Source organism: Aeromonas sp. WP2-W18-CRE-05, assembly GCF_014168615.1.
GTDB classification, from domain to species: domain Bacteria; phylum Pseudomonadota; class Gammaproteobacteria; order Enterobacterales; family Aeromonadaceae; genus Aeromonas; species Aeromonas caviae.
Genome location: NZ_AP021917.1, coordinates 617,501 through 634,411, shown reverse-complemented (window position 1 = coordinate 634,411; position 16,911 = coordinate 617,501). Strand labels below are relative to the sequence as shown.

13 protein-coding genes, 1 tRNA gene, 2 rRNA genes and 1 riboswitch (1 of these 17 running past the window's edge) are annotated in these 16,911 nt (G+C 62.3%); of the genes, 2 read left to right on the top strand and 14 right to left on the bottom strand.

The window, feature by feature from the left end; all coding sequences use genetic code 11:
- Positions 1-8: 8 nt before the first annotated feature.
- From H7R73_RS03125 to H7R73_RS03105, 5 genes are all read right to left on the bottom strand, one after another.
- Positions 9-1,535, bottom strand: coding sequence for a YjjI family glycine radical enzyme (locus H7R73_RS03125; RefSeq protein WP_103260823.1), 1,527 nt, complete (start codon positions 1,533-1,535; stop codon positions 9-11).
- A gap of 122 nt (positions 1,536-1,657) precedes the next feature.
- Positions 1,658-1,993, bottom strand: coding sequence for an AzlD domain-containing protein (locus H7R73_RS03120; protein ID WP_103260824.1), 336 nt, complete (start codon positions 1,991-1,993; stop codon positions 1,658-1,660).
- A gap of 2 nt (positions 1,994-1,995) precedes the next feature.
- Positions 1,996-2,709 (bottom strand): AzlC family ABC transporter permease, encoded by a 714-nt coding sequence (locus H7R73_RS03115; protein WP_039039458.1) that lies wholly within the window; start codon positions 2,707-2,709, stop codon positions 1,996-1,998.
- A gap of 121 nt (positions 2,710-2,830) precedes the next feature.
- The gene (locus H7R73_RS03110; RefSeq protein ID WP_029313677.1) at positions 2,831-3,307 is read right to left on the bottom strand and encodes a L,D-transpeptidase family protein; all 477 of its coding nucleotides are present in this window, start codon (positions 3,305-3,307) and stop codon (positions 2,831-2,833) included.
- Between the two features lie 399 nt (positions 3,308-3,706).
- Positions 3,707-5,557, bottom strand: a complete 1,851-nt coding sequence (locus H7R73_RS03105) for a M3 family metallopeptidase (RefSeq protein ID WP_103260825.1) — start codon at positions 5,555-5,557, stop codon at positions 3,707-3,709.
- Between the two features lie 295 nt (positions 5,558-5,852).
- On the opposite strand from H7R73_RS03105, the gene H7R73_RS03100 reads away from it, so the two are divergent.
- Both H7R73_RS03100 and gbpA read left to right on the top strand, forming a co-directional pair.
- Positions 5,853-7,532, top strand: coding sequence for a methyl-accepting chemotaxis protein (locus tag H7R73_RS03100; protein ID WP_103260826.1), 1,680 nt, complete (start codon positions 5,853-5,855; stop codon positions 7,530-7,532).
- A 229-nt stretch (positions 7,533-7,761) separates the two neighbouring features.
- Positions 7,762-7,847, top strand: a riboswitch (cyclic di-GMP riboswitch).
- Positions 7,848-7,907: 60 nt separating this feature from the next.
- Complete coding sequence (gbpA, locus tag H7R73_RS03095) at positions 7,908-9,329, top strand: N-acetylglucosamine-binding protein GbpA (protein WP_103260827.1); 1,422 nt, start codon at positions 7,908-7,910, stop codon at positions 9,327-9,329.
- Between the two features lie 111 nt (positions 9,330-9,440).
- On the opposite strand, the gene cbl is transcribed toward gbpA, so the two are convergent.
- The 9 genes from cbl to H7R73_RS03050 form a co-directional block, all read right to left on the bottom strand.
- The gene (gene cbl / locus H7R73_RS03090) at positions 9,441-10,388 is read right to left on the bottom strand and encodes an HTH-type transcriptional regulator Cbl (protein ID WP_010672828.1); all 948 of its coding nucleotides are present in this window, start codon (positions 10,386-10,388) and stop codon (positions 9,441-9,443) included.
- A 116-nt stretch (positions 10,389-10,504) separates the two neighbouring features.
- On the bottom strand, positions 10,505-11,572 hold the full coding sequence (locus tag H7R73_RS03085; protein WP_010672827.1) for a sulfate/molybdate ABC transporter ATP-binding protein: 1,068 nt from the start codon (positions 11,570-11,572) through the stop codon (positions 10,505-10,507).
- 31 nt (positions 11,573-11,603) lie between these two features.
- The gene (cysW, locus tag H7R73_RS03080; RefSeq protein WP_010672826.1) at positions 11,604-12,497 is read right to left on the bottom strand and encodes a sulfate ABC transporter permease subunit CysW; all 894 of its coding nucleotides are present in this window, start codon (positions 12,495-12,497) and stop codon (positions 11,604-11,606) included.
- The gene (gene cysT / locus H7R73_RS03075; RefSeq protein ID WP_039039454.1) at positions 12,494-13,333 is read right to left on the bottom strand and encodes a sulfate ABC transporter permease subunit CysT; all 840 of its coding nucleotides are present in this window, start codon (positions 13,331-13,333) and stop codon (positions 12,494-12,496) included. Before cysT ends, cysW begins: the two co-directional genes overlap by 4 nt.
- A gap of 269 nt (positions 13,334-13,602) precedes the next feature.
- Complete coding sequence (locus tag H7R73_RS03070; RefSeq protein WP_039039453.1) at positions 13,603-14,178, bottom strand: RBBP9/YdeN family alpha/beta hydrolase; 576 nt, start codon at positions 14,176-14,178, stop codon at positions 13,603-13,605.
- Between the two features lie 39 nt (positions 14,179-14,217).
- The gene (locus H7R73_RS03065; RefSeq protein ID WP_042864432.1) at positions 14,218-15,219 is read right to left on the bottom strand and encodes a sulfate ABC transporter substrate-binding protein; all 1,002 of its coding nucleotides are present in this window, start codon (positions 15,217-15,219) and stop codon (positions 14,218-14,220) included.
- Between the two features lie 411 nt (positions 15,220-15,630).
- A tRNA-Asp gene (locus tag H7R73_RS03060) sits at positions 15,631-15,707 on the bottom strand.
- Between the two features lie 98 nt (positions 15,708-15,805).
- Positions 15,806-15,920: ribosomal RNA gene (gene rrf / locus H7R73_RS03055) — 5S ribosomal RNA — on the bottom strand.
- A gap of 123 nt (positions 15,921-16,043) precedes the next feature.
- Positions 16,044-16,911, bottom strand: a 23S ribosomal RNA gene (locus H7R73_RS03050) (it continues 2,021 nt past the right edge of the window).

Here is a 16,911-nt window from a genome sequence, read left to right as displayed (position 1 = left end):
GACTTGGCTCAGTACTGACTGATGGTCGACTCATTGGCGACCACTCGCGGCGTCCGCTGGCGAATGGCGGTCACTTCACTCGCCTCGGCACCAAGACAGGTGGTCTGCAGCCGCGACCCCTCCTCTGCGAAGCGTGCCACGTCGCGCTTGCGGATCATATAGCCGGTCACCCGCACCAGATCGCTGTCGGCCACGTTGGCGGTGAACTCGCGCATGCCGATGGCGAGCGCCCCCTTGCAGAGCTGCAGCAGTGCCTGCGGATTCTGGCGGATGGTGAGATCCAGGGTCAGGATCTCGCTGATCCCCGAGTGGTAGTAGCCGTGGTGCGGCGCCAGCGCCAGCACATGGCTGGCCGGATCCGGCTCCTGCCCGTAGGGAATCCGCACCCCCGGGGTCACCGCCACATCGATGCTGAGGCCGCCCTGTGAGTGCAGCAGAGCGTGCCCACCCCAGGCATGGGCCTGCGGCGTCGTAGTGACATATTCCGAAAGCTGGGCCGAGATGCGATAGCCAAGCTGATTTGCCTCTTCGTCGTGACCATAGCGGCCCGGCAGATTCTCTTTATCCACCAAGATGTTGACCGCTTCCGCCATGCCGTAGATGCCGAACATGGGGACGAAGCGATCCTCATCCAGCAGCCCCTCCTTGACCAGGAAGCTGTCGAAGAAACCGGACTCCTCGTGCAGGAAGGCGGCGCGCACCGCGATCAGCTGGGACGTGAGACGGCAGTAGTGGGGCAGCAGACAGCCGAGGAAATCATCGATCCCCTGTGCCTGCTCGGCGACTCGCTTGAGGGAGATCCGCACCAGGGTGTTGGCGCCACCGGCCTGCGGCAGGGAGTTGTAGCAGCTGACGATGCCAAAACCACGCTGGTCGAAGGTATCGCGATGGACCGGGTAGTTGGCGATATGCGGCTTGCTGCACTCGGCGATATTCTTCACCGCCAGCAGCAGCAGATCGTCGGGAGTCTGCTCCGGATCGTGGAAGAAGGTGAGGTTGGGGGCCACCTGCTTGAGCTCGTTGTCGATGCGCAGGATCAGGCGGCAGATCCGGTTGTCGTCGGGACCAATGTTGACGTGCATAAAGGCATCCGGCAGCACCCGATCCAGGTAGATCCAGAAGGCCTTCAGCTTGCGATGGAGCGTTTCATCATCCAGCTCACCGACGAAGGGCAGCAGCAGGTGATCGAGGCGTCCCAGCCAGACCGGCATCCCGGTGACGGAGGGCACGTGGTGGTAGAGGATGCGCAGGGCATCGAGGGCATCGTCGAAGTCCCGCGGCGGCGCCAGCTCCAGCCAGGCTGAGCCCTGGCGCAAAAACCGCGCGTAATCCGGCAGCACGTAGCGCGGCTTGTAGGGGGCGTGGCCCTCGAACATGTCGCACAGCACCCCTTGCGTCATCGCCTCGGCGACGTCGGCGGGCAACTCGGGATAGGGCAGCGCGTTTTCGGCGGCGAGCGCCAGGGCGTGGCTCTTCTGGGCCGGTGAGAGCAGAGGGTCGCGCACGATGCGCTGGCAGGTTTCGGTGAAGGACATGGTTCACTCCGTGGCGGGTGGAGCCAAAATCCTCACACTTGAGAGGCCTTTTTTGAAGTGACATTCCCAACAGGGCGGATATCCCATCAAGACATCCGCCATGCCGGATCACGACACATCCTTCACCAGGGCCAGAACAGGGCCACGCCCCCCAGCCAGCGCAGCAGGAAGAAGCCCCCCATGCCGACGACCACCACCACCAGGGTAGGCAGGCGCAGCAGGGTCAGCACCGTCACCAGCAGGGTGGCTGCCAGGTAGTCCGGATCCCAGTCCAGCCCGTCGCCGGGCTCATAGCTGAAGACGATGGGCAGCCAGATGGCGGTCAGCACCGACTGGGCCGAGAAGCTGAGGAAAGCCCCCATCTCGGCTCCCGGCTGATAGCGGGTCAACCGCGAGAAGAAGGCAAAACGGTTGAAGAAAGTGATCAGGGCCAGCAGCCCTATCATCAGCCAGCCCATGATCACCTCCTCATCCGGTGCAGCACATAGCCCACCACCATGCCGGCCAGGGCCGAGACGATGATGTGGATCTCCGCCAGCAGCGGCTTGGTGACGAGCGCCGTCCCGCCGCTCACCAGGGTGGCCGCCACCATGGGCAGGTTCTTCATGGCGGGGAGCGTCATGGCGATAAAGGTGGCGGCGATGGCAAAATCCAGCCCCATCTTGTCCAGCCCGTCAATGTACTGGCCGGCGGCGATGCCGAGCAGGGTCGCCAGGTTCCAGAACAGATAGAAGACAAAGCCCGCGATGAGCGCATAGGCGGGATTGAAGGCGCCGCTGCGCTCCCTCTCTTTCAGCGCCACCGCAAACATCTCGTCGGTCAGGAAGAAGGCGAGACTGGCCCGCCAGCGCAGGGAGAGCGGCAGCACGTCGCGCCGGAAGGTGAAGCCATAGAGCAGATGCTGGGAGGTGATCACCATGGTGGAGCCCATGATGGGCAGCAGCGGTGTCCCCGCCCCGAACAAGGTGGTGGCCGAGAGCTGGGCCGCCCCCGCATAGACCAGCAGCGACATCAGCTGTGCCTGGAGCGGGCTCATACCCGCCTGAAGCGCCAGGGCGCCACACAGTATCCCCCAGGGGATGACGGAAATGGAGAGCGGGAGCATATCCAGAGTGGCGCGCCACCAGAGTGCCCCCGTGCGCTCGGGCGCAGGGAGGCGGGTTTCCGACATCATGGGATCATCCTTGTCACAGCCAATGCGAACCGGGAAAACTAGCACGGCGCAGGAGGCAGTGTCACGCCATGGTCTGCAACAAATGCAACGCCCGCATGAGAGCGGGCGTTGGCAGGCGGGATCAGGGCTCGATGATGATGGGGGTGCCTGGCTCGATGGCGTTCCAGATCTCGTCCATCTCGTGGTTCAGCACCGCGATGCAGCCATTGGTCCAGTTGGACGGCTGCACCCTGCGATCCCCCAGGCTGTTGCGCTGGCCGTGGATCATGATCATGCCGCCCGGGTTCACACCCAGCTCGTTGGCGCGCTTGATGTCGTCCAGATTCGGGTAGTTGATGTGAATGGCCTTGTAGAAACCGGAGTTGCTCTTCTTGTAGTCCAGGGTATAGCGACCTTCCGGGGTACGCTGATCCCCCTCACGCTGCTTGTGTCCTTTGGGAGCCGGGCCCAGGGCAATCCAGTAGCGCTTCACTTCCTTGCCATCCTTCATCAGGGTCAGGCTGTAACTCGACTTCTTCACCACCACCATATCGGCGGACAGAGTGGCAAAACTCAACGCGGGCCACAGCCCCAGCAAACACAGCAATACGGCTCTCACTATCCATCCCTCTGCGAGCCTTCTGGGCTCTCTTGTTAGCAAATCATCTGAATGTCGCCACTCTCTGGTGGCGAGCGAGCGCCATGATATGGGATCGCCGTGAATACTCAATATATCGGGAGAAACATATCTGTGGCCAGCAGGGGGAAATGGCCGTCAACCCGCCATGCAGAGGCCCTGCCAAGGGCTGGGCGTCGTCTCTTGCCTGCAACCGGGCACCTCAGCGCAGGTCATCGAGGCCTGGAAGATGGCGCAGGAAGAAAAACCAGCGGGCTGCGCCGCCAGGGACACTTGAGCCTGTCCACCAGCCAATCCCCGGCTGGCACCATGGGGTCAGGCCATCTCAACGCACAAGAAAAGAGCCCCTGATGGGGCTCTTTTGACGGTGCAACACCGGGCTCAGGTCAGGGTCACTGGTTCGGCGGCCTCAAGGCGCCGGATCCAGGCCTCGAACTCTGCCAGCATGCGCGCCTCGGACTCGCTGTTGTCGGCGATGAGCTCGGCCCCGTGCACCACCCGGATATGGGCGTCGAGGGGCGTCCCCTCCCCTGCCGGTGGGCGCTGCCGCGCCGCCGCCATGCACGTCTGTGCCTGTTGCCACGCCTCGGCGGCACTCCGGTTGCACGCCTCTGCCAGCGGCACCGCACTGAAACCCTCGCCGGTGAGGCTCTGCAGCGTCTCGTCATGGGTCATGCCGTTGCCCGGTCCCCAGTAGTGGGCGGCCAGATCCGGTCCGATGCGCGGGTTGTCGGTGAGGTAGCCGTCGCGTTTCAGGAAGTAGGCGCGGGTCTGCTCCACCGCCATCAGTGCCAGCAGATAGCCGTGATAGGCGCAGGCCGACTCCTGGTTCAGAAGGTGCGGGATCGCCAGCAGCGGGCGCGGGCTCTCCACCCCCAGGATCTTGCGCTCCCACTTGCGGGCCAGGGCCAGCACGGCGGCCGGGGTGCGCTCGCTCTCTGCCATGGCGTAGAGATCCCGCTCGAAGTAGGCCACCAGCGCAATCTGGCGCTCGTTGAAGGCGCGAAATGGCTGGCGCGCTTCAATCATGGCCTGGATAAGCGCATCGGGGATGGGTTCTCCCGCCGCGTTTCTGGCGTAGCGCTTGAGCCAGTCCGCGTCGTCCAGCAGGCTGTCGCAGAACATGGACTGGGTCTCGGCATAGGCCATGGAGGTGGGCGGAAACTCCTGGGAGAAGCAGGGGGCGTTGCCGGTGACGTTGGCAAAGTGCGCCGCGTGGCCGCCCTCGTGGAACAAGGTGTTGAGCCCGCTCCAGCCGCTGCCCACCTGGGCCGGATTGGCCAGGCTGGTGAAATTGACCACCGCCGGCACCCACTCCCCTTCCTGCCAGAAGCTCGGCACCGGGCCATGACAGAAGCCGTTCTCGTATTTTCCCTCCCGGGTCAGCAGATCCAGGGTGAGGGTGGCACCGCGATACTGGATGCCGAGGCGGCGGAAGCTCTCGACCCAATCCTTCAGCGCCCGGGAGAAAGGCACGTAAGGGTCGAGCTGGCGGGTCACGTCACCACTCACGCTGTAGCGCAGGTTGTGGGGCAGCAGGGCTGCGTCCCCCTTGGCCGCTTTCAGCTCCGCCAGACTCTGGTGCAAGCGAGCATCGGTGCGGGCGATGAAGTCGTCAAGAATGGCAAACAGCTGCTCCGGGCTCATCTGCTCGTTCTTGTGCACCTTGTAATCGAAGTAGTCGCGATAGCCCATGGCACGGGCGAAGCGGTTGCGCAGCGCGACGATGGCCAGATAGCCGTTGTCGACCACCCACTGCTCCAGGGTGTGGAACATGGCGAGCGCGCTCTGGCGCACCGGCTCGTCGCGACTTGCGGCCAGCGCTGTGCTGGCGGCGGGCAGACTGCCGGGGACCTGGCGGCCCTGCTCGTCCAGCAAGGTCAGCTTCAACCCCTTGCGACGGGCGAAGAGATCCGCCTCGGCGGCCACCAGCTCGTCCATCAGGGCGGAGGCACCGGGATCTTCGATGACGTTGCACTCGAAGAAGGCGATCCAGCCCCCCAGGCCGCGCCTGAGATCCGCCTCTTCGGCCTGGGCATGCATCTCCCGCAGCACCGGCAGGCGGGCAGGATCGGCACAGAACGCCTTGTAGGCCTGTTCGGCCGCGGTGAAGCCTGCCTGATCGTCGCTGGTGCCCATGTAGGTGGACCAGAACAGGTCCTCCTTGCGTCTGTGCACCTGCAGGTAATCGGCATTGAGCTGGTTGAGATAATTCCTGGCAATGGAACTCATAACTTCCCTCTTGTTATGGGGCGACCACGGGGGCGCCCACTCCTTTTTGGTGAAATGCCAACCCATTCACACTTCTTGCGAATGGAGCAGACAAATTGTGCGCCGGGATGCGCGCCATCACGCTATCAAAAGCGAGGGTTTCTGTCTGCTGGCTATACTGGTTGTCAAACTGCTCAATTGGCTGTTTTTCATCGCAACCCATTGAAAGTTAATGGCATGTTAAAAACAACAATAATCAGGTCCGGCCGCTAGAACGGCCACAATCAGACCCGCATGGGAAAGTAAGGATAAGACTATGTTCAAGCTCGGTGATATTGCCGTGAGTCGCAAACTGATGCTGCTGCTCTCACTGGCCCTGGTCGGCTTCATCGCACTGCTGCTCATCTCGGCCAGTGCCCTGCACCGCAATCTGATGAGTGAACGGGAAGCCAGGCTGCAGGCGGTGCTGGACCTGGCCATGAGCCGGATCCAGGCCCTGGCCGCCACCCTCCCCCCGGAGCAGGCCAAGGCACAGGCCAAGGCCATGCTCGACAGCATGCGCTTTGACGGGGACAACTACCTGTTCGTGCTGGATGAAGATCGTCGGGTGGTGGTGCATCCCGCCAAACCCGAGCTGGTCGGCCAGCAGATGGGCAACAACCCTGCCGAGTCCCACTGGCAGCACATGGTGGATCTCGGCAAGGGCGGCCACCAGGGCAGGCTGGAGTATCAGTGGGTCTCCCCGTCCGGCGAGGCGGCCCAGAAGATGTCGCTGGTGACGGGCTACCAGCCCTGGGGCTGGATCCTGGGCTCCGGTGTGTTGTTGCAGGACATTGAGGCCACCATGTGGTCCCAATATGAGTGGATGGGTGGCGCCACCTTGCTGGTGATCCTGTTGATGGGGCTGCTGGGACTCGCCATCAGCCGCTCCATCGTCAATCCCCTGGCCGAGATCAACAAGGCCATGGCCCGGGTCGCAGCTGGCGATCTGGTGGTCAGCATCCCGGTGCTGGGCAGGGATGAGCTCGGCGCCGTCGCCAGCTCCACCAACCAGGGGCTGGATGCCATCCGCCGCGCCCTGCTGGAAGCGAGCCTGGGGGCCCGCAACGTGGCGGATGCCGCCCTGCGCATCGCCGCCTCCGCCGAACAGACCAACCAGGCGGTCAACAGTCAGCGGGATCAGCTCGCCCAGCTCGCCACCGCCATGAACGAGATGAGCGCCACCATCGCCGACGTGGCGGGTCACGCCGAGAATACGGCCCGCGACACCCAGGATGCCACCAGCGAGGCCGGGCTCGGCAACCAGGATGTCCATGCCAGCGTGCACGGCATCCAGGCGCTGGCCACCGAGGTGGATCAGGCCACCTCGCAGGTCAACCAGCTCAAGGAGGGGGTGATGCAGATAAGCGAGGTGACGGCGGTCATCAGCGCCATCTCGGAGCAGACCAACCTGCTGGCCCTCAACGCCGCCATCGAGGCGGCCCGGGCCGGCGAGCAGGGCCGTGGCTTCGCCGTGGTGGCCGACGAGGTGCGCCAGCTGGCCAGTCGCACCCGCCACTCCACCGAGGAGATCCAGAGTACCATCACCCAGTTGCAGCAACGGGCTGTCACCGCCGCCAACGCCATGGACGCCAGCCGCAAGCTGGCGGAGAGCAGCGTCAACCAGTCCGAGAAGGCGGGGCAGGATCTCTCCCTCATCGTCAATCACATCCAGCACGTGAGCGACATGGCGACCCAGATCGCCACGGCGGCGGAGCAGCAGAGCATGGTGGCGGAAGACATGAACCGCAACGTCAGCGGCATCAACGACTCGGCACTCGAGATGTCCCAGGCGGCCTCCCAGTTGGCCCAGGAGAGCGAACTGCTGGCCGGTCTCTCCCGAAGCCTCGACGAGCGACTGGCGGTGTTCAAGCTGGACAACGCCCAAGCCCAGGACAGGATGATGCGACCGACCCAGGCGTCCTCTTCCCGAGCAGGCATGCAACCCCGCCACTGAGTGGCCCCGTGAACCCCTGCCAGGCTGGCAGGGGCTCCCTTCCTGTCATGGCCACGGGAGCCTCTCCCGGGCCACCCTCTCGCACTGAACCAGCGCGCAGATCCCGATGGAGCCATCTGCTGCTGATGCGCTGCTCCGATGAGATGGCACTGTCAATTTTTACACTTATTTTTTTAACAAAATATAGTCATGATGAGTGGTCGCCACAGGCGGCACCATGATCCTTTCTGTAGTCATTTGGCAAACTGGTTGAAAGGCCAGGACGCAAAGCCTCCGGTCTAAAGACAAGCTGTCCAGGATAGCGGGGTTGCAGCACCGTGTTTCGGGGAACTCCCCTGCCAACGTGACTGCCCACATCACCGAACAGAGGAATGTATGGCAGCAAATATCCGACTCACCCATCTCGCGGCAGCGCTGGCGCTGCTGGCCAGTGGCGGCGTGCTCGCTCACGGCTACATCAGCCAGCCCGAAGGGCGCAACTACCTGTGCAAGACAGGGGGCAACAGCCAGTGTGGCGCCATCCAGTGGGAACCCCAGAGCCTGGAAGCCCCCTCCGGCTTCCCCGATGGCGGCCCCGCCGACGGCCAGATAGCCTCGGCCGGTCACCCCCAATTCGGCGAGCTCAACACCCAGACCCTCGATCGCTGGACCAAGCGTGAAGTGCAGGCCGGTCTCTTCGCCATCAGCTGGACCTTCACCGCCAACCACGTGACCCGCAACTGGCGCTACTACCTCACCAAGCAGGACTGGAACCCGAACCAGCCCCTCACCCGGGATGCGTTCGATCTCAATCCCTTCTGCGTCATCGACGGCAACATGGTGCAGCCCCCCAAACAGGTGACCCATCAGTGCACCCTGCCCCCGCGTACCGGTTATCAGGTCATTCTCGGGGTGTGGGAGGTAGGGGATACCGCCAACAGCTTCTACAACCTGATCGACGCCCGGTTCAAGGATGGCACCCAGCCCCCGCTGACCTGGAGCCAGGGAGGGACCATCTATCCCTCCATCGACCTGGTGGCGGGTGACAAAGCCAGAACCCGGGTGTTCGATGCCAATGGCGAGCGCACCGATCTCCAGACCGAGCTGACCATCGCCAGCGCCGGGCAGGGCCAGAAGAACAACTGGGCCCACGCCCTGGCGAGCAAGATCAACGCCGAGCAGAGCCAGATCCGTGCGGGCCAGCAAGGTACGGACGGCCAGTTCAACCCCGTCTATGGCCAGAACCCGGTCTACCTCAAGGCTGGCAGCAACCTGCAACGGGTCGAGATCCAGCTTGAGCAACAGCAGCCCCCGGTGGAGAACGGGATCAGCGTGAGCGGTCTGGCGAGCGACTACACGCTCGACAACGGCAAGCTCACCCTGATGTTCACCGTCACGGCCCAGGGGGATCTCGCCATCACCAACACCCTCTATGACCACGGCGGTGTCGCCAGAGGGCAGAGCAGTGCCGACATCAAGGACGGCAGCCAGAGTTTCTCCATGGCGCTGACCGGCTTGAGTGCGGGCCACCATCAGCTGGTGATCGAGGGCAAACCCAAGGCCGGTGGTGACGCGGTGCAGCAGACCCTGGATCTCATGTTCAAGGATCCGGCAAGCGGGGGCGATTACCAGTTCACTTTCCCGGACGGCCTTAAGTCCTACACCGCCGGAACCCGGGTGCTGCAGCCGAAAAACGGCAAGGTCTATCAGTGCAAACCCTTCCCCTACAGCGGCTGGTGCAGCCAGTGGGCGAGCACGGCCACCCAGTATGAACCGGGCGTAGGCTCCCACTGGCAGGAGGCCTGGACAGCGCAGTGATGGGACGTATCCGACCTGGCGAGAACCCGCTCGGCGTTTCCCGTGCTAGATCAGGTCAACATCAAACAAACGGGGAGCCCATGGCTCCCCGTTTTTCATCCCCCCCTCGGTTCAGATCTGATAGTCGAGCAGGGGCTCGTTGCTCATGGCGCGGGCCTGGATCTCCGCCAGCGCCAGCTCGGGGTTGCAGAGCTGGATGAACTGCCAGGCAAAGTTGTGCTGGAACTGCCCCTGCTTGAGGCCGATCCAGGCGGTGTGCGGCGCAAACAACCGACTGCCGTCTAGCTGTACCAATCCCTTGTCCCGCTGGGAATCGAACGCCATGTCCGCCAGTATGCCCACCCCCATCTCCAGCTCGACATAGGTCTTGATGACGTCTGAGTCCTGGGCGGTCAGCAGGATCTGCGGCACTATGCCCGCCTCGGCAAAGGCATCATCCACCCGTGCCCGACCGGTGAGGCCGGCCTGATAGGTGACGATGGGCCAGTGGGCCAGAGCGGCCAGGGTCAGCTCCCGCTCGGCGGTGAGGGGGTGCTGCTCCGGCACGACGATATTGTGGTGCCAGCGGTAGTAGGGAAAGGCCACCACCCCTTCGCTCTTGTCGAGCTGCTCGCTGCTGATGCCGATGTCCACCTCGCCGGTCTGCACCAGCCGCACTATCTCCTCCGGGCTCCCCTGACGCAGCTCCAGCTGTACCAGGGGAAATTGCTCCCGAAACGCCTTCACTACCCTCGGCAGGGCATAACGGGCCTGGGTATGAGTGGTCGCGATGAGCAGCCGGCCCGAGTCGCGATTGGCAAAGGTGCTCGCCAGTTTGCGGATGTTGTCGGCATCCCCCAGGATACGCTCGGCGATCACCAGCAACTCCTTGCCCGGCTCTGTCATACCGAGCAGACGCTTGCCATAGCGAATGAAAAGGGCGAGCCCCAGCTCCTCCTCCAACTCGCGAATGTGGCGGCTGACCCCGGACTGGGAAGTAAAGAGGGCATTGGCCACGTCGGTCAGGTTGTAATCCCGCCGTGCCGCCTCCCGAATGATTCGCAATTGCTGAAAGTTCACCCCATCGCCTCCTGCGCTGAGTGGCGGTGGCTCGTGCCACCGTCCTCTTGTTATGGATTGCCGGGATCATAGCCCGGCAGCAAGCCTGACAGAGGGCCGCACCTCGCGGCTTGCCCTCAGATCTGGTAGTCGGGATAGAGCTGTGCCTGCCTGGCCACCAGACGCACCCCCTGGCCGGGGGCAAAGGCCCGGGCGGCCTCCTTGCTCAGTTCGGCCTCGTAGTGGGCGCCTCCCGTCTCCCCATCGCCACGCAGTTCCACCCGGATGCGCGGCCCCATGGGCAGCAGGCGGGTAATGGTGGCGCGAATGCCACCGGGGGCATCCGAGGGCAGGATCTCCAGCTCGTGGGGGCGCACATAGGCGATGGCCGCACTCCCTTCTGCCAGATGGGAAGGGATGGGGCCACCCAGTTGCTGTTCACCGATGCCGAGCCCCTGCCCGGCCACCCTGCCACGAAACAGATTCACGCTGCCAAGGAAGCTGTGCACGAAGGCACTGGCGGGCTGATCATACACTTCGGCAGGGGTGCCAATCTGCTCTACCTTGCCGGCGTTCATCAGCACCACCCGATCCGCCACCTCCAGGGCCTCTTCCTGATCGTGGGTCACGAACAGACTGGTGACATGCAGCTCGTCGTGAAGCTCACGCAGCCAGCGGCGCAGCTCCTTGCGCACCTGGGCATCGAGGGCGCCGAAAGGCTCGTCCAGCAGCAGCACCTTGGGCTGCACCGCCAGGGCCCGGGCCAGGGCGACCCGCTGGCGTTGACCACCGGAGAGCTGGGTCGGGTAGCGTGCCGCGACGTGGCTGAGCTGCACCAGATCCAGCAGCTCCTTGACCCGGGTGCGGATGGCCGCCTCGTCCGGGCGTTCGCTGCGCGGCTTGACCCTCAGGCCAAAGGCCACGTTCTCGAATACCGTCATGTGGCGAAACAGGGCGTAGTGCTGGAACACGAAGCCAACGTTGCGCTCGCGCACATGGAGATCCGAGGCATCCTCGCCGCGGATGATGACGCTGCCACTGTCCGCCTGCTCCAGCCCGGCGATGATCCGCAGCAAGGTGGTCTTGCCGCAGCCGGAGGGGCCGAGCAGGGCGACCAGCTCACCGTCGTGAAAATCGAGGTTGATGTCGGCCAGCGCCGCGTACTGATTGAAATGCTTGTTGAGCCCTTGAACCTGAATGCTCATGAATGCCTCTCCTATAACCGTTAATTCGGGATCAATGGGACTGGGTCGGTTGGCCGCGCAGCCTGGCCAGCAGGGTCTCACCCAGCAGGGTGAAGATCCCGAACAGCGCCAGCAGGCTGGCCACCGCGAAGGCGGCACCGGTCTGGTACTCGTTGTAAAGGATCTCGATGTGCAGCGGCAGCGTGTTGGTCTGGCCGCGAATGTGGCCGGAAACCACGGAGACAGCGCCAAACTCCCCCACCGCCCGGGCGGTACAGAGCAGCAGGCCATACATCAGACTCCAGCGGATGCCGGGCAGGGTCACCCGCCAGAACATCTGCAACCCACTCGCCCCCAGCATGATGGCGGCCTCCTCTTCCTCCGGGCCCCGCGCCTCCATCTGGGGCAGCAGCTCGCGTACCACGAAGGGCACAGTGATGAAGGTGGTCGCCAGGATGATCCCCGGGGTAGCGAAAATGATCTTGATGTCGTGCTCGCTGAGCCACTCGCCAAACCAGCCGCGACTGCCGAACAGCAGCACGAACATCAAGCCCGCGATGACCGGCGAGACCGAGAACGGCAGATCGATGAGGGTGATAAGCAGTTGCCGGCCAGGGAAGCGGAACCGGGCGATGGCCCAGGCGGCGGCCAGCCCGAACAGCAGGTTCAGGGGCACCGAGCAGAGCGTCACCAGGGCGGTCAGCCCCAGGGCGCTCAGGGCATCCGGCTCGCTGATGGCGTGCCAGAAGAAGGCCAGACCCGGGCTCAGCGCCTGGATGAAAACGGTGGCCAGCGGCAACAGCAGCAAGGCGGCAAACCAGCCCAGACCGACGGTGACCAGCAGCCATTTGACCCAGACCGGTTCATGGGTCACCGGGGGATGACGCGCCGGGGTGGCCGGAGCGGACTCCTGGGCCTGATCGAGATGTGCAGTAGAGGCGTTCATATACGGCTTCCTCCGATGCGAGCCCAGCTCCAGGCTTGCAACTTGTTGATGAGCAACAGCAGCACAAAGGAAATGAGCAGCATGACGGACGCAATGGCCGATGCACCGGCGTAGTCATACTCCTCCAGGTGACTCATGATCATCAGGGGGGCAATCTCGGACACCATGGGGAGGTTGCCGGCAATGAAGATGACAGAGCCGTACTCCCCCACGCCGCGAGCAAACGCCAGGGCAAAACCGGTGAGCAGCGCAGGTACCAGGGTCGGCCACAGTACCCGGATGAAGGTCTGCCAGCGGTTGGCACCCAGGCTCGCGGCCGCCTCCTCTTGCTCGCTCTCCGCTTCCCGCAGCACCGGCTGCAGGGTACGCACCACAAAGGGCAGCCCGATAAAGGTCAGGGCAATGACCACCCCTATGGGGTTGTAGGCAAGCTCGATGCCCAGCGGAGCGACCCATTGGCCAATCCAGCCGTTGGGGGCAAAGATGGCGCACAGGGCGATGCCGGAGACGGCAGTCGGCATGGCAAAGGGCAGGTCGATCAGCGCATCCACCAGTCTGCGGCCGGGGAAGGTATAGCGCACCAGTACCCAGGCCAGTATCAGACCGAACAGACTGTTGAGCAGGGCGGCAATGAAGGCGGCGCCAAAGCTCAGGCGAAAGGAGGCGAGCACCCGGGGGGAGCCGATCACCTGCCAGAACTCGGCGGCGCTCAGGTTGTTCACCGCAAACAGCACCAGTGCCGAGAGCGGCAGCAGCACCAGTATGCCCAGATAGAGCAGACTGAAGCCCAGCGTTGGCCCCAAGCCTGGCAGGACGGAATAAGAACTTAATCGCATAACACATCCGTTTGTTATAAATACTTTGGATGTGACGATTTTGCTCACGGCGGCCAGGGACAACAAACACCAATAATGCCTTTGCTAAGCACTTTTTTATCTAACAATGGTGGAACAAGGCTTTTAGAGCGATAAGCATAAAAAAAGGTCTTTTATATAAATAAAAGACCTAAAAGACGGAGCGGTAAAACCGGGAACATGCAAAGTCAGTCACGCTGGCCAAGTTGCCAGCCTGTCTGGAAATCGTGCCGAGACAATCCGAGGCGCCCTCATCGAAAACTGAGTGCAGCCTGCTTGCCCCACTCGGCAGGAGCAGGCTCCACCACCATTTCGGCACGGCGGTATAGGGTGCCGAGCAAAGCGAGCCCCTGGTGCCACTCCCCATGGCCGGACTGGGCATTGATATGGCCCACCTCCCCCGCATCGAACAACGGCACCTGCCACTGCCGGCTCCAGAACTCTGCCCGCTCGAAACTCATCCAGGGGTCATTGCGGCTGGCGATCAACTGGGCAGAGACCTTGATGGACCCCGCCAACACCTCATCCGGGATACCGAAACGGGCAGGATCGGCAGGGGCAACGATGAAGATGGAGGAGACCTTGTCTGGTTGCAGTCTGGCGGCAGCGATGGCCGTCAGAGCGCCGAAGGAGTGGGCGACCAGGTGGACCCGGCTGCGCCGGCTCCTGAGCTTGCTCGCCAGCTTGGCGCTCCAGACCGTGAGATCCGGCTTGTCCCAGGGCAGACCCATCATTCTCTGCCACTGGGGAAATTGCTGGTGCCAGCGGCTCTGCCAGTGATCCGGCCCACTGTTGTGCAGACCGGGAACCAGAAGGATCTTGTTCATCGTGGTACTCCTATCTGTTGTCACAGGGGCCTGTGTCTCTTAGCGGCCCGGTTGGTAAATCTGGTCAAACGATCCGCCCTGGGCAAAGTGCTTCTTCTGTGCCTTGTCCCAATCTCCTTCCAGATCCTTGACAGTAAAGAGCGTCAGGTTGGGGAACTGGGCCGCTGTCTCCTTCAGGATCGCCGGATTGCTCGGACGATAGTGGTATTTGGCGATGATGCGCTGCCCTTCGTCGGAGTAGAGATACTCGAGGTAAGCCTTGGAGACGGCCTCGGTACCATGCTTCTTGGCTACCTTGTCCACCACGGCTACCGGCGGCTCTGCCAGGATGGAGACCGAGGGCACCACCAGTTCGAATTTGTCGCTGGTGCCCGGCTGATTGAGCACCAGCAACGCTTCATTTTCCCAGGCCAGCAACACATCCCCGAGCCCGCGTTCGATGAAGCTGGTGGTGGCGCCACGTGCCCCGGAGTCCAGCACCTTCACATTCTTGAACAGATCGCTGACAAACTGTTTGGCGCCCTCTTCAGTGCCGCTTTTCTTCAGGGCATAGCCCCAGGCAGCCAGATAATTCCAGCGCGCACCGCCGGAGGTCTTGGGGTTGGGGGTGATGATGGCGACATCCTTGCGCACCAGGTCGCCCCAATCCTTGATCTGCTTGGGATTCCCCTTGCGCACCAGGAAGACGATGGTGGAGGTATAGGGAGAGGCATTGTTGGCCAAACGCCCTTCCCAGTCGCTGGCGGTGAGACCTGCCTTGGCCACCGCATCGACGTCATAGGCCAGCGCTAGGGAGACCACGTCAGCCTCCAGTCCGTCCACCACGGCACGAGCCTGTTTGCCTGAGCCACCGTGTGACTGGCTCACCACCACATCGTCGCCGGTTTTGGCCTTCCACTCCTTGGCAAAGGCACTGTTGTACTCCTGGAACAGCTCCCGCGTCGGGTCATAGGAGACATTCAGCAGCCGCACCTCGGCGGCTTGGACCTGACCGAGAGCCAGCAGGGAGAGAACGGTGAGAGCGGTCATTCGCAGTTTCATGGTGATACTCCATATCGTTGGGTTGAGTACAGCATGCCCGCTTATGCATATTCCATGAAGAAAGAAAAAGCGCTTTGCTTATCTCTTATCCGCATATGAGCTCCCGATGGTCCTCTGGCACTCTCGGCCAGAGCGTATTTTCGCGCTTGCGGTGCTCATCTCCAGACACGACAAAGCCCGGCCGATTGGCAGGGTTGGGAAAAGATGGGGGAACGAAGGCAAACCAGAGCGAAGGGTAAGCCCTGGGTAAAGGGACAATGCCAGACACGCAATCACCACAAGGGGGGAAGAGGCGGGTTGTCCGTGACAAGTGGCGATTCAGACCCGCCGGTTGCCTCTTGTTCCCTGAGCTCTTATCCAGACGCCAGAAAGCAAAAAGGCCTTCCCGTCAGGGAAGGCCTTTCAATTTAGTGGCGGAGCGGACGGGACTCGAACCCGCGACCCCCGGCGTGACAGGCCGGTATTCTAACCGACTGAACTACCGCTCCGCATTCGGTTAGCTTTCGCTAAATCTTTTGCTGCTTGTTTGTGAGGTGTCATCCTCGCAGCCAGTAACGTGATTTTTCACGTCACCGTTTAATTGGGTGCCTGGCAGTGTCCTACTCTCGCATGGCGAATGCCACACTACCATCGGCGCTACAGCGTTTCACTTCTGAGTTCGGCATGGGGTCAGGTGGTTCCACTGCGCTATTGCCGCCAGGCAAATTCTTAATCCAGAAAGCTGATGTGTATAACGACTTCGCTAGTTTGCGTTGTCATTACCACTGAATTCGTAAGTAGTTCGCTCATTCGCTACAAGGCCAGAAACACTTCTTGGGTGTTGTATGGTTAAGCCTCACGGGTAATTAGTATGGGTTAGCTCAACGTATCGCTACGCTTACACACCCCACCTATCAACGTTGTGGTCTCCAACGGCCCTTTAGGACCCTCAAGGGGTCAGGGATGACTCATCTCAGGGCTCGCTTCCCGCTTAGATGCTTTCAGCGGTTATCGATTCCGAACTTAGCTACCGGGCAGTGCCACTGGCGTGACAACCCGAACACCAGAGGTTCGTTCACTCCGGTCCTCTCGTACTAGGAGCAACTCCCTTCAATCATCCAACGCCCACGGCAGATAGGGACCGAACTGTCTCACGACGTTCTGAACCCAGCTCGCGTACCACTTTAAATGGCGAACAGCCATACCCTTGGGACCGACTTCAGCCCCAGGATGTGATGAGCCGACATCGAGGTGCCAAACACCGCCGTCGATATGAACTCTTGGGCGGTATCAGCCTGTTATCCCCGGAGTACCTTTTATCCGTTGAGCGATGGCCCTTCCATTCAGAACCACCGGATCACTATGACCTACTTTCGTACCTGCTCGACCTGTCCGTCTCGCAGTTAAGCTGGCTTATGCCATTGCACTAACCTCCTGATGTCCGACCAGGATTAGCCAACCTTCGTGCTCCTCCGTTACTCTTTGGGAGGAGACCGCCCCAGTCAAACTACCCACCAGGCACTGTCCGCGGCCCAGATTCATGGGCCTGCGTTAGAACATCAAACATACAAGGGTGGTATTTCAAGGACGGCTCCAGCGCAACTGGCGTCACGCCTTCAAAGCCTCCCACCTATCCTACACATGTAGGTTCAATGTTCAGTGCCAAGCTGTAGTAAAGGTTCACGGGGTCTTTCCGTCTAGCCGCGGGTACAC